Raw genomic sequence first — 23,549 nt, 5'->3', positions numbered from 1 at the left:
TCGCGGCTATCGCCCCTTCGCCTGGGCGACGATTTCCTCGGCAAGCACGTCCAGCGCATCGAGCACGGGCACCGTTCCGGCGATGGCATCCGCCATGATCGACAGTTCCGTACAGGCGACGAGGATGATCCCCGCACCGCCCTGCACGAGCCGCTCCGCGATGGCGGCGAGCGCGCCGCGCCGGGCAGCCCCGGTGTCGCCGGTCTTGACGGCGCGTATCAGCGCCATGACGTCGTCCTGACGCTCGGGCGCGAGGATCGGCAGGCCGAGATCGGCGAAGGCCTGCTCGTAGAGGCCGATCTTGAAGACGGCGGTCGAGGCAAGCAGACCCACCTGCGTACCAGCCGGGACCATCGCAGCGATACGCTCCACCGTCAGTGCGATCATGTTGAGGAACGGCAGCGGCACGGCTTCGACAATGCCGCCAGCGTAGTAATGCGCGGTGTTGCACGGCATCGCGAGCATCGTCGCGCCGCCGGCGGCCAGGCCCCTGGCCATGCGAACCAGCTCCGGAAGCGGGCTCGGCCCCGTTCCCTCGATCAGCGCGGCGATGCGCGAGGGCACCGCCGGATTGTTGTCGACGAGCATGCGGATATGGTCGGCGTCGTCCTGGGCGGGTGTCGCCGCGATCACGCGGCGCATCAGGTCCACCGTCGCTTCGGGTCCCATCCCGCCGAGAATGCCCACGACGGGCCGTGACTCCGGCCCGAGCGGCTCAGCCATTGGTCAGGAATTCCCGTGGATAGGCGGTGAGTCCGATCTGGCCGCCGGTATGAAGGAAGACGATCGTCTCGCCCTTGCGGAACCGCCCGTTCCGGACAAGATCGATCAATCCGGCCATGCCTTTACCGGAATAGACCGGGTCGAGCAGGATGCCTTCGAGCTCGGCCAGCATACGGATCGCCTCGATCGTGCTCGGCGCCGGGAGGCCGTATCCTTCGCCGACATAGTCGCAATTCGCCACGACATGCTCGCGCTTGACGGCATCGGGCATGCCGAGAAGCTGCGCCGTGGCGCGGGCCAACTTGAAGACATTGTCCTCCTGCTTGTCCTTCGGCGCTCGCACGCCGATGCCGAGCAGCTTGATGTCGCTGTGGACGCCGGCGAGCCCGGTGACCAGGCCGGCCTGCGTGCCGGCGCTCCCCGTCGCATGGACGAGGTGATTGATCTTGAGGCTGGCCGTGTTGGCTTGCATCACCAGTTCCAGCGCCGCGTTGACGTAACCGAGCGCGCCGGTCGGATTGGAGCCTCCGCCGGGGATGGCATAGACCTTGCGGCCGGAGGCGGTGAGCTTTTCGCCGAGCTTCGCCAGCTCGCCGTTCATGTCCGGATTCGGCCCGCAGCGCTCGATGACGGCACCGTGGAGAACGTCGAGCAGCACGTTGGCGTTCTGCGTGTAATCGAAATCCGTCTTGCCGGTACGGTCCTCCAGCAACACATGACAGGCCATGCCGAGTCTGGCCGCCGCAGCCGCCGTCTGGCGCGCATGGTTGGACTGGGTCGCCCCCTGCGTGATGACCGTATCGGCCCCCTCGGCCTGCGCCGCAGCCATCAGGTATTCGAGCTTGCGGGTTTTGTTGCCGCCGGTCGAGAGGCCCGTGCAATCGTCGCGCTTGATCCAGATCTCCGGGCCGTTGAGCACCCGCGTCAGGTTGTCGAGACGCTCCAGGGGAGTGGGCAAATGGGCGAGCGAGACGCGGGGAAAGCGGGCAAGATTCATCGAGAGGACCACCTTGTTGTTCTCGGGTATTTCTAGCGCCAGCAGAGTTCGGCCGTCCAATGCAAAGGCAGGGATCAGGAAAGAACTATATGCAAATTTTGCATGAGAAATTCGGCGCCTCGATCACCCATTGAGGCTAGGGGCGCGAGCGGCCGGCTCATTTGCAGTACCGACCTCCATTCGTGCGAGCCCAGGGCTACCTCGCACGATCCCCCACATCGGTCTTGAGACAAGCGCTGAGCGCAACCCCCGCTGCCCATCACCGCCCTTACGACCGCCATAAATATTGGAATAATATTCCGGTTATAAGATCCAGTCATAAAACTGGGTTGGCTCTTGTTTTGGAGCAGGCACGATGCGGGCTGAACTTGAGCGCTTGGCCAGTTCGTTGGCGCAGGCTTGGGAGGCTGGAACCCGAATTGACGAGCCGACGGGCCTCAATCGTCCGCAAAGCCGCAATGAGGCCTATTGGGTCCAAGACAGGATGGCTGAGCTCCTAGGCACGGGTGTCGGCGGCTGGAAGATCGGCGCGGCCCTGCGCGCGGTTCAGATAGCCGAGGGTCACGATGGACCGATCCCGGGCCGGATCATGCGGGACCGCATTTTCGTCGGCGCGGCTGAACTGCCCCATGCGCTCTATGCCGGATACAACGCCGAGCTAGAATATGCCTTCCGCCTTAAACACGCCCTGCCTGCGCGCAGCACGCCTTATTCGCGGGATGAGGTCGTCTCTGCTGTCAATCTCGTCCCGGGGATCGAAATCGCCGGCAGTCGGCTCGACATCAGAAGCACCAATGCCAAGACCTTGCTGGCGATAGCCGACAACGGCAGCGGAGGCGCTTTCGTATTCGGAGAGGATGTCGCCGACTGGCAGAAACTGGATCTCAACGGCCTATCGATTGAGGCCGGTATGCCCGGGGAGCCCGTCGAGCTTTATCGCGGCTCCCAGCGCGGGGATGTCGTCACGGTGCTGGCCGAGATGATCGACAGCCTTCTGCAGCGTGGGGTCGCGCTCTCGGCGGGCGATTATCTATCAACCGGTTCGCTCTGCGTGCCACTTCGGCTTCGGCGCGGGCAGCCTTTTGACGCGCGCTTCGGGGGCATTTGTCAGCTTCGTGTGACGCTTGTCTAAGGAGGGTAGCATGATGTCGCGTTTCAGCGGAAAGGTGGTCGTCATATCTGGCGGAAGCCGGGGCATCGGCTTCGGAATCGGGCAGGCTTTTGCCGCTGCCGGGGCCGAGCTGGTCCTCGCCGCGTCCTCCGACAAGACGCTCGCGACGGCAGCGGCGGCCATCGCGGACAGCCATGGCCGGCGGCCGGCGACGGTGGCGGTGGATTTGCGCTCGGAAGCGGGGTGCAAGGCCGTTTTCGAGGGCGTCATGTCGCGATTTGGCGGCTGCGACATTCTCGTCAACTCTGCGGGTGCGACGAAGGCGGGAGATTTCCTCACTCTCCCCGACAATGACTGGCAGGATGGTTTCGATCTCAAGTTTTTCGCCTGTGTCAGGCTGTGCCGGTTATTCTGGCCGTCCCTCTCCGAGCGTCGCGGGCATGTCCTCAACATTATCGGCGGCGCGGCGCGGACCCCTGATCCCGGCTTCCTGATAGGCGGCTCAGTCAACGCGGCGATGGCGAACTTCACCAAGGGGTTGTCGGGGCTGGGCAAGCGCGCGGGCGTAAACGTCAACGCAATCTATCCGGGCATGACCGAGACGGAGAGGGTCGAACAGCTCTTTGAGCAGCGTGCCAGGGTGGCAGGGAAAAGTCCTGCGGAGATTCGCGAAGAGTTGGTCGCCCGGGAGGGCTTGCAGCGGCTGGGGCGCCCCGAGGACATCGCCGCACTGGCCTTGTTCCTCTGCGGTGAGGACGCGCGCCACGTTCAGGGCGTGGCGATCGCCGTCGATGGCGGCGCGACGCCTGGCCTGTACTGAGCGCGCCCCGATCATGGACGGATCGCGACCGACAATCGGTTTCATTGGCCTGGGGGCGATCGGGTCGCCCATGGCGCGACGCCTCGTCGATGCCGGATACGAGCTCGTCGTGTACGATATCAGCGAGTCGGCCCTGCGGGTCTTCGCCGGCAGCGCTCGGCTGGCACGCTCCGCCCGCGAAGTCGCCGACGGCGCACAGATCGTCTTCGTTTGTCTCGCCAGCCTGCCGGCTCATGACACGGTGGTCCTAGGGGCAGACGGCATTGTCGCCGGTGGCGCGGCGCGCATCTGCGTCATCACGAGCACGACAGGCCCGGAGTTGGTTGCAAGAATGCAAACCGGCCTCGCTGCACGGGGGATTGCGCTCGTGGACGCTCCGATGACGGGCGGCCGCGTTCGCGCCGCTGCCGGTACGCTGACAGTGATGCTGTCGGGGCCGGAGGATGCCATCGCCGCGGTCGAGCCGGTGCTGCGCTGCTACGCCGGCCGGATCGTGCACTTTGGCGAATTGGCGGGGCGTGCCCAGGTGATGAAGCTCGTCAACAACGTCATGTCGGCGGTCAACTTCGCGATCGCCGCCGAGGCGCTCGTCTTCGGTTCCAAGGCAGGGCTCGATCCGGAGGCGATGCTGGACGTGATCAACAACGGCACCGGCAAGAACGATGCTTCACTCACCGTCATCCCACAGAACGTTCTGACGCGGCGTTTTGATTTCGGTTCGCCCATGGCGGTCATTCTGAAAGATATGCGGGCGGCAATCGCCGAAGCCGATCGGCTTGGCGTACCCGTAGCGATGACTCGGGCGGTGACGGCGATGTTCGAGCGCGCGATCGCGAACGGCGTTTCGGCCCAAGCTGACCAGACGGAGTTGGTTCGCGATCTGGAGCGCTCGGCAGGGGTCGAGGTGGAACGTACCCGGTGAACCAAGCGCCGGGCCATCCTCTCCGGGCGGAAACCGGTGTTGCCGCGCTCGGTCTCGCTGTTGCTGCCTTCAGTCTCTTTGCCGTCGGGGATGCTGCCTCGAAGCTGGTCGTCGCCGAAAGCAATGCGGGTATGGCGCTCTGGGGACGCAGCGTGGCGTTCGCGGTCGTGATGCTGACCCTCGTGCGCCCGCGGCATTGGCGGTCGCTTTTGCTGGATGTGCCGGTGCGCCTCGTGCTGCTTCGTTCGCTTTTTCCATTTCTGGGAGGCGTCTGCATCATCATATCGATGGCCTATGTGCCTTTGGCACAGTTGACGACGGTCTTGTTCGTGGCGCCGCTTATCAGCATGGCCCTCGGGCGTACGGTGTTGGGAGAGACGGTCAATCGTTGGGGCTGGTTTGCCGTCGCGCTCGGCTTGCTTGGGGTGGTGACGATCACGCGTCCCTTCGACGGCAGTTTTTCGTGGGTGCTGCTTCTCCCGGCTCTGGGCGGGATTTTCACTGCCATCGCCCAGGTTTTGACGCGCGTCGTGGCGCAGCAGGCTCCGCCGCGTTCGCTGGTTGTCTATACCATGCTCGTAGCGTTGCTGCTGTCGACCCTGGCGCTCCCCTTTGTCTGGCAGGCCCCGACCTCGCGGCAATGGTTGTTCCTGGCCATGTCCGGGCTATGCCAGGCCGTCGGCCAGGCCTGCATGATCGCCGCCTATCTTCGGGCGGGTGCCTCGCGTATCGCCCCCTATTCTTACGCGCAACTTTTGACCGCCACGCTGATCGGCTTCGCCGTATTCGACGAGGTGCCGGATTTGTTCAGCCTGTTTGGAGCGGGGCTCATCGTCGCTGGCGGGCTGGTTTCCCTCAAGCTCGCCGGACGCGGACCGGCGGCAGCAGTTTCACCAAGAAGAGGAGGCAGGCGGCGATGACATTGCTGGTTACGGGTGCGATGGGGCATGTCGGCTACGAAATCGTGCGCAGTCTGGCGCGCGAGCGGCCGATCATCGCGCAATATAACCGGACGTTCCGTGCTGCAGATGCGGAGGCGCTCGGCGCCAATGTGACTTGGGTCACGTGCGACCTGACGGATCTGGGTTCAGTCGAGCGCCTTTGTCGAGACAATGGCGTGGATTCTTGCATCCACCTCGCCGCCATGGCCAACGAAATGTATTGCCGGCCCGATCCTGTGGCGGCCTTCCAAACCAATGTCGGCGCCGTCGTGAATCTTCTTGACGTTGCCCGACGCCAAGAGTGGCGCCGAATGATCTATGGCAGCACCGGAAGCGTCTTCAAGGATGTCGACCCCAGCCTGCCAATCACCGAAGATCAACCTCCGGATGCCGACGGTCTTTACGGCACGACGAAGGCTTGCGGCGAGATGATGGTCCGGGCTTTCCGAGCCCAATTCGGCGTCGATGCGGCGACAGTCCGCATCTCCTGGATTTATGGGCCTCCAGTCGTGAACTACACTTTCGCCCGCGGCCCGATCCCTCCGATATTGATAGATGCCATCCGTGGCGTCCCGCGCGACGACGCCAGCGGCGGGAACTTCTCGGCAGGCTTCACCTACATCGATGACGTTGTTGCGGGGCTGATCGCAGCCGTCGATGCGCCGCAGCTCAACCGCTCCACCTACCACCTCGCCCCGCCCCGGAATTACACAACTTTCGAGATAGCAGATGCCGTCAGGACCGCGGTTCCCAAAGCGGTGATCGCGATCGGCCCGGGCGCGATGCCGTGGAATACGTTCACGCCTATTCGCGGGCCGATGGATGGTCGGCACTTCATCGCCGACACCGGCTTCCGCACGCGATTCGATCTGGAACAGGGGATCGGGGCCTACGCTACCTGGCTGCTGGCCGAACCGGGGCGCCTCGATGGGGCAGGCCTCTAAAGGCGGACAAGGAAGGGCGCGCCGACGCGCGCCCGTTTTCGTCAATGCTTCGTATTGGGAACCCACTTCAGAATATGGGTTGCGACCGCGACCAGTTCGCCATCCTGGTTCGTGACCCGGATCGCGCCGGTCGCTCGCCTGCGCTCGGCGTCGATCGTATCGATCTCGTAATCGACGGTAACCGTGTCCCCGAAGAAGACTGGGCCCACGATCCTGATCCGGTCGTAGCCTAGCGACACTGGCGTCTCGTCGCCGTCGCGCGCGGTCGCAGTCACTATGCTCGAGGCTGCTGACATGTAGCCTATGATGAGTGCGCCATGGGCCTGTAGGCGGCCGTAGCTCGACTTTTCCATGTAAGCCTTGTTGACGTGATTGGGTGCGAGGTCCCCAGTAATGCCGGCGAACAGATAGACATCGCTCTCCGACACCGTCTTCGCAAACTGTGCCTTCTGGCCGAGGCTTACGTGAAACTGACTCATGTTGCTGCTCCCTGTGCAGTTTTTGTGGGTTCGGACGAGTGGACGGGGGCCTGATACAGCACGCCATCGCGCGCCAGGTTCGCGATCTCCTCCGGTGAATATCCGAGACTGGCAGCGATCTCGGCGTTGTGTTCGCCGAGGCCAGGCGCGATCCGCATGGGCTCGGGCTGGTAGTTCGAAAAATGGAACGGCAAGTTGGGCAATCTGATTGGGCCAAGGGTAGGATGCTGTTGTTCGATCATCATGCCGCGTGCGACGAGCTGAGGATCGGCAAGCACCTCGTCGATGCGCTGGACCGGCGCGCAGGGCACGTCGACAGCTTCCAATGCGGCAATGCAGGCCGCAACGGAGGATTGCGTCGCGGTCCAATCCCGCACGCGACGCAGAGCCTCCTCGCGATTGGCATTGCGGCCTGCTGCCGTGTGGAAACGCATGTCGCTCGCCAATTCACTTCCGCCGACCAGGCCGGCAAGGCGGCGCCAGGCATCGTCAACTTGCGCGGCGATGACGAGATATCCGTCCGGGGCGGGAAAGACGCCGTAGACGGTTGAATCCGGCAGGTCATATCCGACTTGCTGCGGGAGGATGGCGCCGTTGCTCAAGGTGAAGCACTGGATCGCATAGTCGTGCATCGAGACCATGCAGTCGTAGAGTGCGAGATCGATATGCTGGCCCTTGCCAGAGGTCGCGCGCCCGAGCAGAGCTGCACAGACCGCGGCCGCACCATGGATGCCGGCATACATGTCGGCGATCGGGATCCGCAGCAATGGTGGCGGTTCGCCGGGCACGCCGAGTTGCGCCATGGCACCTGACATTGCCTCGGCAATCAATCCAAAGCCGGCCTTGGCGGATTTCGGACCGGTATGGCCATAGGCAGAGAGCGAACAGTAAACCAGTCTGGGGTTAAGCCGGGCAAGATCGTCATATCCTAGGCCGAGCCGAGCGAGTGCGCCGGGCCGATAGTTTTCGACGAAGACATCAGCCGTGGAGACCAGCTCGCGGACGAACTCCATCCCCGCCGGCTTCTTGACGTCGACGCAGATGCCGCGCTTGCCCATGTTCTGCTGCAAGAAGAAGCCGCTCTCGTCGCCGACGAAATAAGGATGATGTCGCCCAGCATCACCGACGGTTGGACGCTCGACCTTGACGACCTCGGCACCCATACCCGCCAAGCAGCGCGAGAGATACGGACCGGCGAGGAAATGGCTGTAGTCGACCACCTTGATGCCAGCGAGAGGGGCTGCGGATGACATGCTGTTCTCCGTAGTTTCGTCGAGCGGGCGTTAACCGAAGCAATCGGCCGAATAGGGCTTCGGATCGCTCGGAATCACCGGCGTGAAGGCGATGCGCTCGAGGATGTCGCTGCGGATATCGACGCCCGGCGCGATGTCGGTCAGGACGAGCCCGGCCTCGCCAAGCCGGAAGACGGCGCGCTCGGTGACGTAGATCACCTCCTGCCCGGAGGCACGCGACTGCTCGCCCGAGAAGGTGATCTGCTCGACGGATGGCACCAGCTTCAGCACCTCGCCTTGACGCCGAATTGCGAGCCGGCCGGCACCGATCTCGATCTCCGTGCCTTTGGTGTCGAAGGTTCCGCAGAAGACGACCTTTCGGGCGTTCTGGGCGATGTCGATGAAGCCGCCTGGACCGACTGGCACGCCCCCCAGCTTGGAGACGTTGACGTTTCCCTCGCGGTCGAGCTCGCCGAAGCCAAGGAACGCGAGATCGAGGCCGCCGCCTGAATAGAAGTCGAATTGGGAGGGGCCGTCGATCATCGCCGAGGCGTTGCGGGCAAAGCCGAAGAGCGTCCCGACCAAAAGCTCGCCACCATAGGTGCCATGCTCGATTGTCTGATAGTAGCGTTCGCCGTCGCCACGCAGTTCGACGAGCCGGGCCACGGCGTCCGGGATACCAAATCCGTAATTCAGCACCGCGCCATCGGTGAGCTCCTGCGCGGCGCGGCGGGCAATCACTTGACGGGCCGTCATCGGCTGCGGGGGATGTGCCAGGGCGGGACCGCGGCGCTCCCCCGACATCAGCGGATCGTAGACAGTGTCGTAGCCCATGCGCTGCTCGGGATCGACGACGACGGCATCGACGATCGCCCCGGGGATGCGCACAGAGCGGGCGGGCAGAGTGCCGACATCGACCGCGGTACGGACCTGCACGATGACCTTGCCGCCACAATTATGGGCTGCGAGCGCCACGGCGTAGATGTCCACATTGGCGGCCTCCTGATCGAGGCTGACATTGCCGTGGGCGTCGGCATAGGAGCCGCGGATAATCGCCACATTCACCGGAAAGGGTTTGTAGCGAAGATAGTCGCGTCCTTCGATCGTGATGTGCTCGACCAATTCCTCATGTGCGGCTTCGTTCATCCGGCCGCCTTCGCGTCGCGGGTCGACGAAGGTGCCGAGTCCGACATGCGTCAGCAGGCCCGGTCGCTTGGCCGCGATCTCGCGATAGAGTTGCATGACGACGCCGCCGGGCAGAACGTAGGCTTCGATCTCGTTGTCGCGTGCCATCTGCTGCATGCGCGGCGACCAGGGCCAGTGGCCGCCGATCACCTTGCGGACCATGCCCTGGTGGGCGAAGCAATTCATGCCTCGCGTCTTCTTGTCGCCGATCCCGAGCGAGTGCACGGCAGTCAGGTTGCGCGGATGGCCGGTTTCGAGAAAGCGCTTTTCGACCGCGGAGAACAGGCAAGACGCCTCCATCAATCCGCCGCCGCCGCCCACCAGGCCGACGGTGTCGCCGTCGCGGATAAGCGCGACGGCATCATCCGCGCTCATGAACTTGTTCAACGGCATGGTCCGTCCCACCGTCAGGCCGAAAGCCGGACGGTGCCACCGCTTTCAGAGGCCGCCTTGACCGCGAGCGTGGCCTCCAGCGTGCGAAGGCCATCGCGGCCGTTGATAACGGGTTCCTCCTCCCTCAGGGCAACGGCCGCGAAATGTCGGGCCTGCCGGCGATAGGCGCTTTCGGGGGTCAGGGCGAGCCTGTCCTCACTCAATTCGCTCAACCACCCCGGCTCGGTATCGCCGCGATAGCTGAAGTGTCGGACATCCGGCAAAGTGAGCGAACCTTCCGAGCCCGCAAAAATGTGCGAGGAGACTTGCTGACGCTTCAGCTTGTCGGTGGTGCCGGCCATCTGATCGAATTCGCCGGAAGTCAGATCCCAGCTGAAGGGCGAGGCAGCCGTGTCGGAGAGGCTGATCGTGCCGAGCGCGCCGTTGCGGAAACGCAGCAGGACACCAGCTGTGTCCTCTACCGGGAAGCCACGGACCGCCGAGGAGGTTGATGCCTGCAGGCTCTCGATTTCGCCGAAGACAAAGCGGATCAGGTCGATCTCGTGAATAAGGTTGATAAGGATCGGTCCGCCGCTGGCCTTGTCGCGCCGCCAGCCAAGGGTGAAGTAGCTGTCCGGCTTGAGCTGCGTATAGATCACGGTCGCGATGGCGGGCTTGCCGATAACTCCATCTGCAATGGCTTTGCGCACTGCCCTGACAGCGGGATTGTGTCGGCGATGGTGGCCGACCAGGATCGGGATGTTCTTGGCCTCTGCCGCCTCGCAGAGCCGGCGCGCGGCCTCAACGCTTTCCGCGATCGGCTTCTCGACCAGGACCGCGATGTCGCGAGAGATGCAATCGAGCGCGACAGGTACATGCTGGTCGTTCGGCGTCGCTACGACGACGCCATCGAGGCGCTCCGTTTCGATCATCGTGCGATAATCGTCATAGGCCTTTACGTTGCGACCGGCGGCGTGGTCGCGGGCTGCTTGCGTAGGGTCGGAGATAGCGACGACGTCGGCGTTTTCCGTCTCCTGCAATACGGAAAGATGGGATTTGCCGATCACCCCGAGCCCGATGATCCCAATCCTTGCGCGCGCCATGATGTTCCTCCCAAGTTTTGTAGAACATTATATTGGAATAATATTCCAGTCTAAGAACGATCCTGCATATCCGCCCTGCCCCTGGTGAACTGCGGGGCACTTCCTGTCCGTCGTTCAGACTGACCGATGGTGGCTAGCGGGACTTCGCAAGCCCCGGCACGTAGGAAAGGATAGAGGAGGAGAAACCACCATCGGCCCGGATCGCCTCACCGGTGACGTAGCGTGCGTCATCGCTGCCGAGGAAGGAGACGACCCGCGCGATGTCATCGGGCTGTCCCACGCGCTTAAGCGGCACGATCTCGTCGCGCCGTGCCGCAATGGCGGGGTCGGCATAGATAGACTCGGTCATGGGAGTCCGGATCATCCCAGGGCAGACCGCGTTGACCCGGACGCCGTCCGGGCCCCACTCCTGGGCGAGCTGCTGGCACATCATGATCAGCGCCGCCTTGGTCGAGGAGTAGGAACCCGACCCCGGGTGGGGAAACATGCCCGACATAGACGCGACGGCGACGAAGCTACCCTTCGTGGCGCGCAAAGCCTCGTAAACCGATTGCGCGAGAAGCCAGGGGCCGCGGGTGTTGACGGCGAACAGCCGCTCCCAGCTTTCGATCGACAGGGTCGCAAGCGGGCCAGGTGATGTGATGCCGGCATTGGCCACGACCAGGTCGAGGCCGCCACAGGCTTCGATTGCCTCGGCACCGATGCGAGCGGGAACGGTGGCGTCGCCGATATCGCCAGTGACGATATGCGGCTGGGCACCAAGTCTGGTGATGCCAGACGCCACCTCCGTTAGCGCCGGCGACGGCGCGCGCGCCGTGATCACGATTTGAGCAAAGCCGGATCTGGCGATGCCGTCCTTGGCGAGGCGCAAGGCTATGGCGGCGCCGATACCGCGGCTCGCGCCGACTACAAGCGCTTTCATGGGAGGGCTCCTTGTCTCATGCCTGGGCTGCCAGCTTGATCCGACGGCGCTAGACGATACGAGTGGTGCGCATTCGGAAGACACCGAGCTTGAATGTGTCGGCCATCCTGGCGACCTTTGGTCCGGCCCGGTCAGCGTCTGCGGTGCCGTCGAAGTAAATATGGAAGAAGCTGTCGACCCGCTGGCCTGGTTGTGCTGAACCCGGCCGCGTGATCGTCGATGCGACGTCATCTCGAATGAACTGCACGAAACCGGGCAGTTGACGGACGGCCGTCTCGAATTCTTTCGTCCCGGCCCGACGGTCGTCGTGGCTTAAGAGAACGACGAGCTTGCCCAATTCGCCTGCCATGCGGACAGTTGAATCGCCAATGATGTAGCCCGCCGCGTTGCCGAGGAAATTCGCCTCATCCGCGATGACGGCCTTGGATCCTTCGGCCGAAAACGCTTCGTCCATCGCGCTCGCGTCATCGAACTGGAGTTCGACAATGCCGCCCACGCGAAATGAACTAGGCTCGTACTGCTGTTCCACATGGTTTTGGACGTAAGCGCGAATGAAAGGCAGGCGGGCTACAAGTGGCCCGTGCCGTTCCTCCCAATACCGGGAGAAAAAGGCCTGATCGTCCCCCGACCGCTTTTCCAGAATCGACATGCGTTTGAACATGGCGTGCTCCACGGCATTCCCAGAACCGGGTGGTGCGCGTCCGTCAGTCATTTTGTGAGGATGGGCTGGAAAGAACGAAGTTAAGCCCGAGCTTCTGGGCGGCTTCGGTCATATCGAGGCCGGTCGAGGTGCGGCAGCCCGCTTTTCGCGCCGCCTCGATGAGGGGTGAGATGGCAGGCGCTGTGACGACACATCCGACAAAGCTCTCGGGCTTGAGGCGTCCGACATCAACGGGCAACGGATCCTCGGCTCGCATGCCCAAAGGCGTGGCGTTGACGATGATATCGAAGCCGGACGGATCCGGTGAACCTCGCCGGACAGGCGTGGCCGTTGCGCCTGCGATCTTGTCGAGCAATTTGGCCAAGCGTTGCTCGTCGGTATCGTGGATGGCGAGTTCCGTGACACCAGCCTCCACCATTGCGAGGGCGATCGCCGAGCCTGCGCCGCCGGCGCCAACGAGCAGCGCTCGCGCGCCCTGGAAGGCCGCCCCCCGGAACTTGGCCGCCGCGACGAAGCTCATTCCGTCGAAGTTTTCCCCATGCCAACGACCGGAAGCGGTCCGCCGCATGTGCTGAACCGCGCCCAGTAGCCGGGCGCGATCCGAAACAGTTTCGCAGTGGTCGAAGCAAGCGAACTTGTGGGGCACGGTGATGATGATGCTGTCGACGTTCTGGGCCAGGCTGACGCCCGCCAGGAACGCGGCCAGATCCGCACTGGTCACGCGGACCGGCACGACGATGTCGTTTCTGCCTGCCTCAACGAATTTGGGTGTCATGCCCGAAGGCGACTTCACCTGAGCGATTGGGTCGCCAATGATCAGGTGGAGCCGCGTTGCGCCGTTGAGGTTCGCTGTTAAAGAAGGACTGGTCATCGTTCGCTCAGGCCGCCGCGATTTCGTCTGCCTGGACCACGCCCAGCAGCTTTGCTTGCAAGGCATGATCCTTCTCAAGGTCGCCAGCGTCGCCCGAAAACGCGATGCGGCCATTGACCAGCACGAGGGCTCTGTCGACGATTGGCAGAACGGTCTCCGCATGGTGTTCGACGATGATCATCGCGACCTTGCCCCGCAGCTTGACCAGCGCTGCCATCACCTCCTCGACCACCGCCGGCGCGAGGCCTTCGAAGGGTTCGTCCAGCAGGATCAACTTGCTGGGGACGACAAGGGCACGGGCGATCGCGACCATCTGGCGCTCGCCGCCCGATAGATTCTCGGCTTTTGCCTTCTGACGGGCTCGCAGACGCGGAAAGAGGTCGAAGCACTCCTCGATGCTGAGCCCTCCTGCGCGCTGGGCAATCTGAAGATTCTCGACCACCGTCAAATTCGGAAAGAGGCGGCGGCCTTCGGGCACCAGCGCAATGCCCAGCCGATTGATCTCATAAGGCTTGCGGGAGCCTATATCGGCGTCCGCGAAGTCGACCGTTCCGGCATTCAACGGCAGCGTGCCCGTAAGGGCCCGTAGCAAGGTCGTCTTTCCAACGCCATTGCGGCCAAGCAGAGCGACCGCCTCGCCGACATGCACGGTGACATCGACGCCGTTCAAAACCGTGCTGCCGCCATAGCCGACGGCCAGCCCCTTCGCCTCCAGCAGCGGCTTGGCAGAAGCGTGTGCGATGCGTTCGACCGCCGGGGGCGCCTTGGAATCGCCCTTGGCGGCGCCGAGATAGGCGGCGATCACCTCGGGGTTGTGAGCCACGTCGGCCGGCTTGCCGTCCGCTATCATTCTGCCCTGATGAAGGACGGAAATGCGGTCCGATATCGCCAGGACGCGATCAATGTCGTGCTCGATCAAAAGCACTGCGTGCTTCTTCGCCAGGCTGCGGATCAACTCCGCGACGATCTGCCGATCCGCCTCGGCCAAGCCGGCGAGTGGCTCGTCTAAAAGCAGCAGTTTGGAGTCGATCGCGAGCGTCACTGCGATTTCGAGCAATCGCTTGGCGCCGTGCGGCAGATTCATACACGGGTCGGCCGCCCGGTCCGCGAGTCCAACCGCATCGAGGATCGACCAAGTGCGCTCATTCAGCGCTTCGATGTCATGGGCATCCCGGAAGAAGCCGAGAGCACCGTGCCTCTGCGCCTGCACCGCGATGCGGACGTTCTCGAAGACCGAAAGGTTCGGAAAGATCGAGAGAATCTGGAAGGAGCGACTTATGCCGAGCCGGGCACGGGCATACATTGGCAGCTTGGTGATCTCCTTGCCTTCGAACAGGATCGTGCCCCCGCTCGGCGGCAGGACGCCGGTCAGCATGTTGTAGAACGTGGTCTTGCCAGCGCCATTGGGGCCGATGATCGAATGCAGCACGAACGGCCGTACCTGGAGATCGATCTCCTTGGCGGTCACCAGGCTGCCGAAACTCTTGCTGAGTTTGCGGGTCTCCAGGATGGGCTTGTCCGGATCCATCGCCTGCCCCGCGCTTTCATAGGGCTTGATCACCTGCGGTCGCGGCGGGATGGTGTTGCGTGTGAGCGTCCAGCGCTCGTTCCGGAGCAGGCGTTGCGCCAGCCCCTGCATCCCTTCGGGCGAGAACAGCGCGAAGACGATGATGATCGGTGCGAAGATCAGCCACCAGTTTTCAGTGATCGCCGAAAGCCGGTTCTCCAGGATGATGAAGGCGATTGCGCCCCAGAGCGGTCCGAGGAAGTGGTGCACGCCCCCGAGGACGGTCATCAGCAGCGAGTCGCCGGCGCGTTGCCAGCCGAGATTGTTGGCGTAGACGCCCTGCAGCATCAGCGTCAGCAGCGAGCCTGCAAAGGCGACGAGGCCGGCCATGAGCACGAAGCCGCCGAGCTTCACCAGATAGGTGTTGTAACCCAGGCTGCTTGCCCGTTGCTCGTTGTCGCGGATGGCCTGCAGTGCTCTGCCGAATGGCGCATGGACCAGCCGCCACAGCAACCACAGGCACAGCAGCACCGAGGCCAGGGCGAACAGGTGGAACTGCATTTCCGTATGAAAGCTCGGGCGCGGCACGCCCTGGAGTCCGTTCTCGCCTCCCGTGACGGCCGTCCACTTGTAGGCGATTTCGAACGCGATCTGGGAACATGCGAGCGTCAACAGCGAGAAATACAGTCCGCGTCGGCGCAGGATGAGTGCTCCGAGCACGACGGCCATCGCCATTGAGATCACCACGGACAGGACGAGCGCGAGGAGGTCTTGCTTGACCGGGCCGAGCAGAAGCAACGCTGCGAAGTAGCTCGCGCAGCCGAAGAACACCGAAGCGCCGAACGGAACCAGTCCTGTGTATCCGACAAGGAGGTTCACGCCCGCTCCGTAGAGCGTGTAGATCGCGATCTGAGTGATCAAGTTTACCGGGGCGCCCTGGCCGACCCAGGCCAAGGTGAGCGCTGCGAAAACGACCGCGATCCAGAGGATCGGATTGGTCAGGATGGAACGGCTTCTCATTCGAACCTCTCCCAGCGCTCGCCGAACAGGCCGCGCGGACGGATGAGCAGGATGGCAGCCATCAGCACGTACATCGCGGCGCCGGACCAGGCCGGGGCGAACTGGATGCTCATGGCGGTGGTAATGCCGACGAGGAGGCCGGCGATGATCGCTCCGGAGTACGATCCGAGGCCGCCGATCGTAACGATGACGAAGGCGGGCATGATCGCGCCCGATGCCATGCTGGGAATGACGGTCCAGAGGGGGCCGGCAAGCATGCCGGCGAGCCCGGCCAGCAAGCAACCGATGCCGAAGACGCCGGAGAGCAGGATCGGCAGATTGATTCCGAGCAGTCCGACCATCTCGGCATCACGCGAGCCCGCCCGGATGATGCGGCCGAAGGGCGTGAAGCGCAGGAACGCCCAGAAGCTGACGAGAGCCAGGACAGTAACCACCAGGACCGTCATACGGTATTTCGTGATCAGGATCGGACCGTATTCGATGAAGCCGGCGAAGATGCTCGGCGGATTGAACGGAACCGGCGCGCCCCCAAATATGAGCCTGAGGATCGCCTCGGCCAGAAGCGCGAGGGCAAAGGTCAGGATCAGGCCGAGCAACGGTTCCTTGCCGTAGAGGTGTCGGATGAGCGTCATCTCGACGATCATGCCGATGGCTCCGACGATGATCGGAGACAGGAGCGCAGCCGGCCAGCCGAAGTCCCGGGCCAGCACCAGCGCCAGATAGGCGCCGATGGCGAAGAACGAGCCATGGGCGAAATTCACGATGCCGAGCATGCCGAAGATGATCGACAGCCCGATCGCGATCAGAACGTAGAGAAAGCCCAGGACGAGACCGTTCGCCGCCTGGGAGATGATCATGTCGAGCATGGCATGGTCCCTCCCGCGCCGGCACAGGTTGCCTGCCGCGCGGGGAAGGCGCCGCATTCATGCGGCGCGGAATTGACGTGTCGGATGGGAGCGCTGCGGAGACTTTGGTCTGCCGCAGCGTTCTTCGATGGAGCCGGACCTTCGAAGCAGATCCAGGGCTCGGCCCGAGGTATTAGATGCTGTCCATCTTGCAAGCGCTGCTTGCAGCTGAACCGAAAGCCTCGTCGATCTCGGCGGCGGTTTTGGGCGCATTTTCCAGCACGTCGACATAATCCCATTTGTTCGGGATCTTGTCCTTGACCTTGCAGATCACGGTCCGGCGCTTCATCTGGTGATCGAAGTCACGATAGCCGACGTCGAGGTCGCCTTCCTTGACGCGCCATGTCTCGAGCGCCTTAACGATGGCGGCCGGCTCCGTCGACTTCGCGAGTTCGATCGACTCCAGCAGCGACCGCATGCCGAACCATCCCATCCAGGCCTTGTCAGCCGGAGGTTCGTTGAACTTCTTCATGTAGGCGTCGACGAAGGCCTTGTCTTCGGCCGTATTGCCCGGGTTATTGTAAACCCAAACCATGGTGTAGATGCCGGTCGCGGCTTCCGGGCCGACGCCCCAGATATCGGTATTGCCGATCGAGATCTCGGCGAAGGGAATCTTGCCCTTCATGCCGAGTTCGCTCCACTGCTTCAGGAAGGTCGTCAGGTCGCTCGCCGAGAGGCCGCCGATGACGACATCCGGCTTTGCCGCACGGATCTTGAGAATGAAGGAGCTGTAGTCGGCGGTGCTGACGGGCACCTCATCCGAGCCGACGACCGAGCCGCCGGCTTTGGTGATGTAGTCGGTGAAGCTCGCCTTGATGTCCTGGCCGAAGGCGAAGGCGCCCGTGATCGTGTACCACTTCTTGCCGAGTTTCTCGCAATAGGGAGCGAGGACGCGCGTGTGGACGTCGACGGGCGGCTGCAGGCGGAAGGTATATTTGTTGCAGAGCTTGCCGGTGAGATCGAGGGCCGCGGCATTGGCTGCGACATAAGGGATCTTGGACTTCTTCGCGACGGCCGAGATCGCCAGCGCGAGCGAGCTCTGGGCGCCGCCGATCAGGGCGCAGACCTTGTGCTCGTCGATCAGGCGCTGTGCATTGAGCTGCGCGCCCTGCGGGTTGGGCTCGTCCAGCCAGACGATCTCGATGGGGCGTCCGAGGAGCTGGTTGTTGCGCTGTTCGGCGGCGAAGAAGCCGCCCTGGGCGAGATAGGTCGCCTGGTCGACGATGGCGCCCGTTTTGGCCCAAAGCATGCCGATTTTGATCGGCTCAGCCGCCGCCGCATTGCCGATATAGGGCATGCCGAAATTGCTCGCGGCAAACTGCGTCGCGGCAAGGCCGCCCGCTCCGGCCAGGAGCGATCGGCGCGACGTTCCGCTCTTCTTCCCGCCTTTTTGATTTTCTGGGGTCATTCGGTCTCCTCCGATTGTTGGCATTCCTTTTTCGGCACCGTCTTGTGCAGCGCTTGCGTTAAGCGGTATCGTAAACTGGAACGAAAGTCCAGTTTACGATACCGATTTTATGTTGTCGTTTTCTATGGAGCAAATTCGCTTCTTCACAAGGCGTTAGGATGCTCCGTTGAATGCGATCGCGGTGGATGACGGTCCAGCTGCCTGTGAATTGGGCCGGGCCTAAGCTATGATGAGACCTCTTGGCCCCTCGGAGAAAATGATGCCCAGGACGAAGGAAAAGGACGCCGGGCCGGATGGCATTCTGAAGCGCACTTTGCGGATCATCGAGATTCTGGCTGGCCATCCTGGTGGCATGCCGTTTTATGAGCTGGCGGACGCCATCAGAATCCCGCGCAGCGCAACGCATCGTCTTCTGGCGAGCCTGGTTGACGAAGGCTATGTTCGGCAGGACAGAGAGTTCGGCTCCTATGTACTCACGGCCAAGATTGCGTCGCTGGGACTGCGCTATCTCCAGGCTCACGGCATCACTGATTTGATGCAACCTGTGCTGGACCGGCTCGCTCGGGAGTGCGGCGAGCTGGTTCGTGTCGCGATCCTTGATGAAGATCGGCTTATCTTCGTCTCCAAGGCGCAAGGAGCCACGGCCGGTCTTCGTTACGATCCGGAGGCTGGACAGGAGGCGAAGCTCTCATGCTCGTCGTCTGGATTGGCCTGGCTTTCAACGATGTCCGATGAGGACGCGATCGCCCTGGTCGAGAAGCAGGGCTATGGGTCCAAGGAAGAATACGGGCCCAACGCTCCGCAAACAGCCCAAGCCATCCGAAGGCGGCTTCGCGAAGCGCGGTTGCTCGGTTACGTCGTGACTCAGCAGACCTTCTCGCAATGGATGAATGCGGTGGCCGCTCCGATACGATCCTCCTTGGATGGCCGAGTCACAGGGACGATCAGTGTTGCAGGGCCGTTCATTCGCTTGACGGAAGAACGCATGCAGCAGATCGGCCCGTTGTTGCTTGAAGCAACGAAGGAATTGGGTCAGCTCAGCCCGCCGCCTCGACCGCCAGCCGATAAGCCGGGCGAGCCGCGTCCTAACATCTTCGCCTGAGCCTGCAGCTCTGGAACATCGCGAGCGAGAAGCCGGGCCGCGTCAGCGGCCGAGGGTGGCGAGAACGAGCGAACGAAGCGTGTCGTCGACGATGGGGTCAACTCCAAACCAGGCCTTGAAACCGGGGCGGGCCTGGTGGAGGAGCATTGCGACCCCGTCGACGGTCTTGTAGCCGCTTTGCCTGGCCTGGCGCAGCAGGGGTGTTTCTAGCGGCACATAAACGATGTCGGAGACGCATAGCGTGGCCCTCCCTCTCGACAGGTCAATATCGAGTGGCTCAGAGCCCGCCATGCCGAGCGAGGTCGTGTTCACAAGGAGATCGCAGTCGCCAATGACCTCACTGCGCCGCTCCCAGTCGATGACAGCAATTCCCGGCAAATTCTCGGCGACCTGCTCGGCGCGCCGGCGACTTCTGTTTGTAACGGTTACATGAGCACCAGCCTCATCGAGGGCGTGGCAAACGGCACGCGAGCCCCCGCCCGCCCCGAGAACGAGCGCGCGCTGGCCGCTCACGGCGATGCCGGCTTCGCCGAGGCCTGCCAGGAAGCCGAAGCCGTCCGTATTGCTGCCGACGATGCCGCGCTCGTCGAAGGCCAGGGTGTTGATGGCGCCGATCCGGCGCGCTGAGGTTTCGACAACGTCGCAGAGGGCGAAAGCCGCCTCCTTCCAGGGCTTTGTGACGTTCGCGCCACGAAATCCCGCTGCCCTCAAGCCGCGCACCACGCCCTCGAAATCCCGCTCGGCGGCGAGCGGGACATAGGCTCCGTCGATGCCGTAGCGCTCGAGCCAGTAACCGTGCAAAAGCGGCGACCGCGAATGTGTGACAGGCCAGCCGATCACGCCGGCGAGACGGCCGGCACCCGTCAATTTTGTCGTCATACTCGGTGTCCTGTGTGGCGCCGTCAGGCAGCGGTTTCGAGCCAGAAGTCGAGCATGAGCGAGGTCTCGGCTTCGAACATCTCGATGCCGGTCGAGGTCTGGCAGCCGATCCGGCGCGCCGCCTCTATCAAGGGCGTTACGGCCGGCTTCGTCACCACATCGCTGACGAAGGTCGCGGCCTTCAGGCCGCCGATGTCGAACGGCAATCCGTCGCCTGGCTTCATTCCGGCAGGCGATGCGTTGGAGACGGTATCGAATCCGGCGGGGTTGGACGAACCGGCTATCACTTTGCCCCTGTGTGCGCCGTCGAGCTTGGCAATCAGCGCATCCCGTCGCCGCGCGTCGGTGTCGTGGACAGCGAGTTCGCGGACCCCGGCGTCAAGCAGCGCCAGGCCAATGGCACTTCCGGCCCCACCGGCTCCGATCAGCAAGGAACGCTGTCCCTCCAACCTGGCCCCGTTCTTCCGCATCGCCCCGACATGGCCGGGCCCGTCGAACATGTCGCCATGCCACGAATGATCTGCATTGCGGCGCATTACATTCGCTGAGCCAAGCACCTTGGTGGTCTTGGACATCGTGCGGCAATGCGGAACCACGGCAAACTTGTGCGGCACGGTGATGCAGATGCCGTCGCAATTGAGGAGGCGGCTGGCCAGCGTCACAAATTCCGGTACGTCATCCGGCAGGATGTCGACCGGCACCATAATGGCGTCCTTGCCGTTCTCCTCGAACAGGCGGGTCATGCCGTACGGAGATTTCACCTGGGCGATGGGGTGGCCGATAATGTAGTAGACGCGCGTCGCGCCACTGAAATTTTCGAGCATCGGTCGATCCTCGCTTCAGCGACCCTGCCAGACCGGCTGTCGCTTTTCGGCGAAGGCCCTCGGCCCCTCGATCGCATCCTGGCTAGCCCATAGCCGGACAGCGGTCGGGTGCTGGTCGAGGATACTGCGCTCCAGCGAGGAGGAGAGGCTCGAGAGCGCGACGGCCTTGGAGGCTTCGATCGCAAGAGGCGCGCAGCGAACGATCTGCCGCGCGAGCTCCTGGGCCTTCGTCATCAGCTCGGTCGCCGGCACCACCTCGTTGATAAGGCCGATTTCTGCGGCACGCTGGGCGCTAATACGCTCCCCGGTGAGGATGAGGCGCATAGCCTGTTTCAGCGGCACCTGCCGGGCAAGGCGCTGCAGGCCGCCGCCACCCAGCGCAGCCAGACCGACTAGCGGCTCGGGCAGGCTGAAGACCGCGTGCTCAGCCGCTATCGCGAGATCGCATGCGAGCACAATCTCGACACCGCCGCCGAAAGCTTGACCGTTGACGGCGGCGATCACAGGCTTGTTGAGGTCGAAGCGCATGCAGAGACCGGCGAAACCGGTGGCCGGCGAGGCTTCGACGGATGTACCAGCTTCCGCCTTGGCCTTGAGGTCGCTCCCGACGCAGAAGGCACGTTCGCCGGCGGCGGTCAGGATCGCGACCCGCAGTGCGGGATCTGAGGCGAAGCGGTCGAAGATGCCGGCCAGCTCATGGTGTGCGTCGTTGCTCAGCGCATTCAGCACATGGGGGCGATTGATCGTGACGGTCAGGATGCCGTTTTCGGCCGAGACCTTGGTGAATTTCAGCTCTGACATAGCGACTCCGAGGCAGCTGGTAGGAGCGCGAGGCGCGCAAATCGATCAGGCGGCGAGCGCGTCCTCGACCGCGATGTATGCGAATGCGATTGCTGGACCGAGCGTGATCCCGGGCGCCGGATAGGTGCCGGCCATGATCGAATTCTGGTCGTTGCCCACGGCGTAAAGGCCGCCGATCGGCCCACTCTTGCCAAGCACGCGGGCATGGGCATCCGTAACCAGCCCCGCGCTGGCTCCGATGTCACCGGGATAGAGCTTCACGGCGTAAAACGGCCCGTTTTGCAGTGGCCGCATGGTCGGGTTGGGGCCGTTCTTCGGGTCACCCAGGTTGCGCTCGTACGCGGTCGTGCCACGGCCGAAATCCGGATCCAAACCGGCGGCGGCATGGCCATTGAAGGTCTCGACCGTCTTCTGCAACTGGGTCGCGTCGATGCCGAGCCGCTGTGCCAGTTCGCCCAGCGTTTCGCCCTTCAGCAGATATCCGTCCTTTATAAGGAAGGACATGCCGCTACCGCCGGGGCGGACCATCCCAAGGCCGTAGGTCTTGATCGCTTGATGATCCGCAATGAGGTAAGCCGGAATGCAGGGGTCGGTGCGGTTCGCCTCGATCATAGCCTTGCCGGTGAGATGATAGGAGGTGCTTTCGTTGAAAAAGCGCCGGCCGGCCTTATTGACGATCAGCGTTCCAGGCTTGGCTCGGTCGAAGACGAAATGCGGGAATACCGCGGTGCTGCCGTCGGACCGCTTTCGGATCGATACCGGCGCCCAAAACACGTTCTCCATATTGCGATCGCCAATGCGAGCGCCTACGCCCAGTGCAAGTTCGATTGCCGCGCCCTTATGACCGGGCGCGCCAGGTGTGTGAATCTCGACATCGGGCACGAGTTCCTTGCGCAGCGTCGGGTTCCGGTTGAAGCCGCCTGAGGCGAGGATGACGCCTTGGGCAGCGCGAATGTTCTCACGCTTGCCGTTTCGGGTCAGGCTGACGCCTGCAATCTTCCCCTTTTCTTCGATCAGCTGATCAACGCGCGCTTGCGTCCAGACCGTGCCGCCTCGCTTTAGGAAGGAGTGCAGGAGCCGCCCGATCAAAGCGTTGCCCATAGTGAGCCTGACGCCACGTTTGTGGCCAAGCCTATCGCGAGCGTAGCGGGCGACCAGAGAGGCCGAATACCGCAACGACGCCCAGGATTTCTTCATGCTGAGCAGATGGCCGATATCCACGCGGTCGACCATCAGCCCACCAAGGATGGTGAACTCCGGAATCGGCGGGCGAACCAAATCAAGATTGTCGCCGAGCAGCCGGCCGTCAAAGGGGATTGGCTCCAGGGCCCGGCCTTTCATCGTCGCGCCCGGTAGTTCGGACAGATAATCCGGATGCAAGGGATGAGGCCGCAGCTTCACGTCCGTCTCGCGGTCGAGCACTTCGACAGCACGGGGGCCGGCAGTCAGGAACGCGCGGATCGCATCGCCGGACGCATAGTTCCCGAGCGCGTTATGGAGAAAGATTTCGGCCTGTTCGACACTGTCTTGGGCGCCGACCGCAGCGGCGTGGAGCGTGTTAGGGATCCAGATCGTACCGCCTGAAAAGGCCGTGGTCCCACCGACATACTCGGTGCTTTCGAGCAACAGTACGCGTGCGCCACGAAGGACTCCGAACAGCGCAGCTGACAGCCCAGCTCCGCCGCCGCCAATCACGATCAGGTCGTAGAGCTTTTCGGTTTCCCCTTTCGCCAACGCGATTGATCCAGATGATCTGGCCACGACTGACTTCCTCTCCTTGGCGGCGCCTGGTCCCTTTCGGCCAAGCGCAAATTAGCGTC

Annotated in this window: 22 protein-coding genes; 6 read left to right on the top strand and 16 right to left on the bottom strand. The window is 63.2% G+C overall.

The features are described 5' to 3' along the window. Positions 1-6: 6 nt before the first annotated feature. Both cuyB and cuyA read right to left on the bottom strand, forming a co-directional pair. Positions 7-723: a cysteate racemase gene (gene cuyB / locus AC1RLU_RS00335; RefSeq protein ID WP_492793414.1), complete on the bottom strand. Its 717-nt coding sequence runs from the start codon at positions 721-723 to the stop codon at positions 7-9. Then, positions 716-1,720, bottom strand: a complete 1,005-nt coding sequence (gene cuyA / locus AC1RLU_RS00330) for a D-cysteate sulfo-lyase (RefSeq protein ID WP_492793413.1) — start codon at positions 1,718-1,720, stop codon at positions 716-718. The genes cuyB and cuyA overlap by 8 nt, the downstream gene beginning before the upstream one ends. Positions 1,721-2,075: 355 nt before the next feature. Between cuyA and AC1RLU_RS00325 the strand changes: the two genes are divergently transcribed. From AC1RLU_RS00325 to AC1RLU_RS00305, 5 genes are read left to right on the top strand one after another with little or no spacing between them, the layout of a single operon-like run. After that, positions 2,076-2,852: a 2-keto-4-pentenoate hydratase gene (locus AC1RLU_RS00325; RefSeq protein ID WP_492793412.1), complete on the top strand. Its 777-nt coding sequence runs from the start codon at positions 2,076-2,078 to the stop codon at positions 2,850-2,852. Between the two features lie 10 nt (positions 2,853-2,862). Beyond that, positions 2,863-3,651 (top strand): SDR family oxidoreductase, encoded by a 789-nt coding sequence (locus AC1RLU_RS00320; RefSeq protein ID WP_492793411.1) that lies wholly within the window; start codon positions 2,863-2,865, stop codon positions 3,649-3,651. Continuing rightward, positions 3,623-4,573 carry an NAD(P)-dependent oxidoreductase gene (locus AC1RLU_RS00315; RefSeq protein ID WP_492793410.1) on the top strand — a complete coding sequence of 317 codons (951 nt, stop codon included), beginning with the start codon at positions 3,623-3,625 and terminating at the stop codon, positions 4,571-4,573. Before AC1RLU_RS00320 ends, AC1RLU_RS00315 begins: the two co-directional genes overlap by 29 nt. Then, positions 4,570-5,493 carry a DMT family transporter gene (locus tag AC1RLU_RS00310; protein WP_492793409.1) on the top strand — a complete coding sequence of 308 codons (924 nt, stop codon included), beginning with the start codon at positions 4,570-4,572 and terminating at the stop codon, positions 5,491-5,493. Before AC1RLU_RS00315 ends, AC1RLU_RS00310 begins: the two co-directional genes overlap by 4 nt. Next, positions 5,490-6,458: an NAD-dependent epimerase/dehydratase family protein gene (locus tag AC1RLU_RS00305; protein ID WP_492793408.1), complete on the top strand. Its 969-nt coding sequence runs from the start codon at positions 5,490-5,492 to the stop codon at positions 6,456-6,458. The genes AC1RLU_RS00310 and AC1RLU_RS00305 overlap by 4 nt, the downstream gene beginning before the upstream one ends. A 41-nt stretch (positions 6,459-6,499) precedes the next feature. On the opposite strand, the gene AC1RLU_RS00300 is transcribed toward AC1RLU_RS00305, so the two are convergent. The 10 genes from AC1RLU_RS00300 to AC1RLU_RS00255 all read right to left on the bottom strand — a co-directional run bounded on the left by AC1RLU_RS00300 (position 6,500) and on the right by AC1RLU_RS00255 (position 18,123). Further along, positions 6,500-6,937, bottom strand: coding sequence for a MaoC family dehydratase (locus AC1RLU_RS00300; RefSeq protein ID WP_061970399.1), 438 nt, complete (start codon positions 6,935-6,937; stop codon positions 6,500-6,502). After that, entirely contained in the window at positions 6,934-8,190 is a 1,257-nt protein-coding gene (locus AC1RLU_RS00295; RefSeq protein ID WP_492793407.1) for a CaiB/BaiF CoA transferase family protein, read from the bottom strand. Before AC1RLU_RS00295 ends, AC1RLU_RS00300 begins: the two co-directional genes overlap by 4 nt. 30 nt (positions 8,191-8,220) lie before the next feature. Then, positions 8,221-9,729, bottom strand: coding sequence for an acyl CoA:acetate/3-ketoacid CoA transferase (locus AC1RLU_RS00290; RefSeq protein ID WP_492793406.1), 1,509 nt, complete (start codon positions 9,727-9,729; stop codon positions 8,221-8,223). Positions 9,730-9,761: 32 nt separating this feature from the next. Next, on the bottom strand, positions 9,762-10,829 hold the full coding sequence (locus tag AC1RLU_RS00285; RefSeq protein WP_492793405.1) for a Gfo/Idh/MocA family protein: 1,068 nt from the start codon (positions 10,827-10,829) through the stop codon (positions 9,762-9,764). A 133-nt stretch (positions 10,830-10,962) separates the two neighbouring features. Next, positions 10,963-11,751 (bottom strand): SDR family NAD(P)-dependent oxidoreductase, encoded by a 789-nt coding sequence (locus AC1RLU_RS00280; RefSeq protein ID WP_061970394.1) that lies wholly within the window; start codon positions 11,749-11,751, stop codon positions 10,963-10,965. A 49-nt stretch (positions 11,752-11,800) separates the two neighbouring features. Further along, positions 11,801-12,412 (bottom strand): EthD family reductase, encoded by a 612-nt coding sequence (locus AC1RLU_RS00275; RefSeq protein WP_492793404.1) that lies wholly within the window; start codon positions 12,410-12,412, stop codon positions 11,801-11,803. Between the two features lie 43 nt (positions 12,413-12,455). After that, positions 12,456-13,283 carry a shikimate dehydrogenase family protein gene (locus tag AC1RLU_RS00270; protein ID WP_492793403.1) on the bottom strand — a complete coding sequence of 276 codons (828 nt, stop codon included), beginning with the start codon at positions 13,281-13,283 and terminating at the stop codon, positions 12,456-12,458. Positions 13,284-13,290: 7 nt separating this feature from the next. Further along, positions 13,291-15,810, bottom strand: coding sequence for a branched-chain amino acid ABC transporter ATP-binding protein/permease (locus AC1RLU_RS00265; RefSeq protein WP_091856719.1), 2,520 nt, complete (start codon positions 15,808-15,810; stop codon positions 13,291-13,293). Continuing rightward, the gene (locus AC1RLU_RS00260) at positions 15,807-16,676 is read right to left on the bottom strand and encodes a branched-chain amino acid ABC transporter permease (protein ID WP_061970388.1); all 870 of its coding nucleotides are present in this window, start codon (positions 16,674-16,676) and stop codon (positions 15,807-15,809) included. Before AC1RLU_RS00260 ends, AC1RLU_RS00265 begins: the two co-directional genes overlap by 4 nt. Positions 16,677-16,848: 172 nt before the next feature. Then, positions 16,849-18,123 carry an ABC transporter substrate-binding protein gene (locus AC1RLU_RS00255; protein WP_091856717.1) on the bottom strand — a complete coding sequence of 425 codons (1,275 nt, stop codon included), beginning with the start codon at positions 18,121-18,123 and terminating at the stop codon, positions 16,849-16,851. A 259-nt stretch (positions 18,124-18,382) separates the two neighbouring features. Here AC1RLU_RS00255 and AC1RLU_RS00250 point away from each other — a divergent pair, with 259 nt between their 5' ends. Next, positions 18,383-19,225 (top strand): IclR family transcriptional regulator, encoded by an 843-nt coding sequence (locus AC1RLU_RS00250; protein ID WP_142113701.1) that lies wholly within the window; start codon positions 18,383-18,385, stop codon positions 19,223-19,225. A gap of 42 nt (positions 19,226-19,267) precedes the next feature. Here AC1RLU_RS00250 and AC1RLU_RS00245 read toward each other — a convergent pair whose 3' ends face one another. Genes AC1RLU_RS00245 through AC1RLU_RS00230 form a run of 4 tightly spaced genes read right to left on the bottom strand, consistent with a single transcriptional unit; the run spans position 19,268 to position 23,463 of the window. Continuing rightward, on the bottom strand, positions 19,268-20,104 hold the full coding sequence (locus AC1RLU_RS00245; RefSeq protein ID WP_492793402.1) for a shikimate dehydrogenase: 837 nt from the start codon (positions 20,102-20,104) through the stop codon (positions 19,268-19,270). A 23-nt stretch (positions 20,105-20,127) separates the two neighbouring features. Further along, entirely contained in the window at positions 20,128-20,928 is an 801-nt protein-coding gene (locus AC1RLU_RS00240) for a shikimate dehydrogenase family protein (protein WP_492793401.1), read from the bottom strand. 15 nt (positions 20,929-20,943) lie between these two features. Beyond that, a complete protein-coding gene (locus tag AC1RLU_RS00235; protein WP_492793400.1) occupies positions 20,944-21,729 on the bottom strand; it encodes an enoyl-CoA hydratase-related protein in 786 nt (261 codons plus the stop codon). A gap of 45 nt (positions 21,730-21,774) precedes the next feature. Then, positions 21,775-23,463 carry an FAD-dependent oxidoreductase gene (locus AC1RLU_RS00230; protein WP_492793399.1) on the bottom strand — a complete coding sequence of 563 codons (1,689 nt, stop codon included), beginning with the start codon at positions 23,461-23,463 and terminating at the stop codon, positions 21,775-21,777. Between the last annotated feature and the right edge of the window lie 86 nt (positions 23,464-23,549).

This window comes from Allobosea sp. GW822-FHT05A11, from assembly GCF_058800455.1.
The sequence above is the reverse complement of the archived record's forward strand: the minus strand, read 5'-3'. Positions and strand labels throughout refer to the sequence as shown.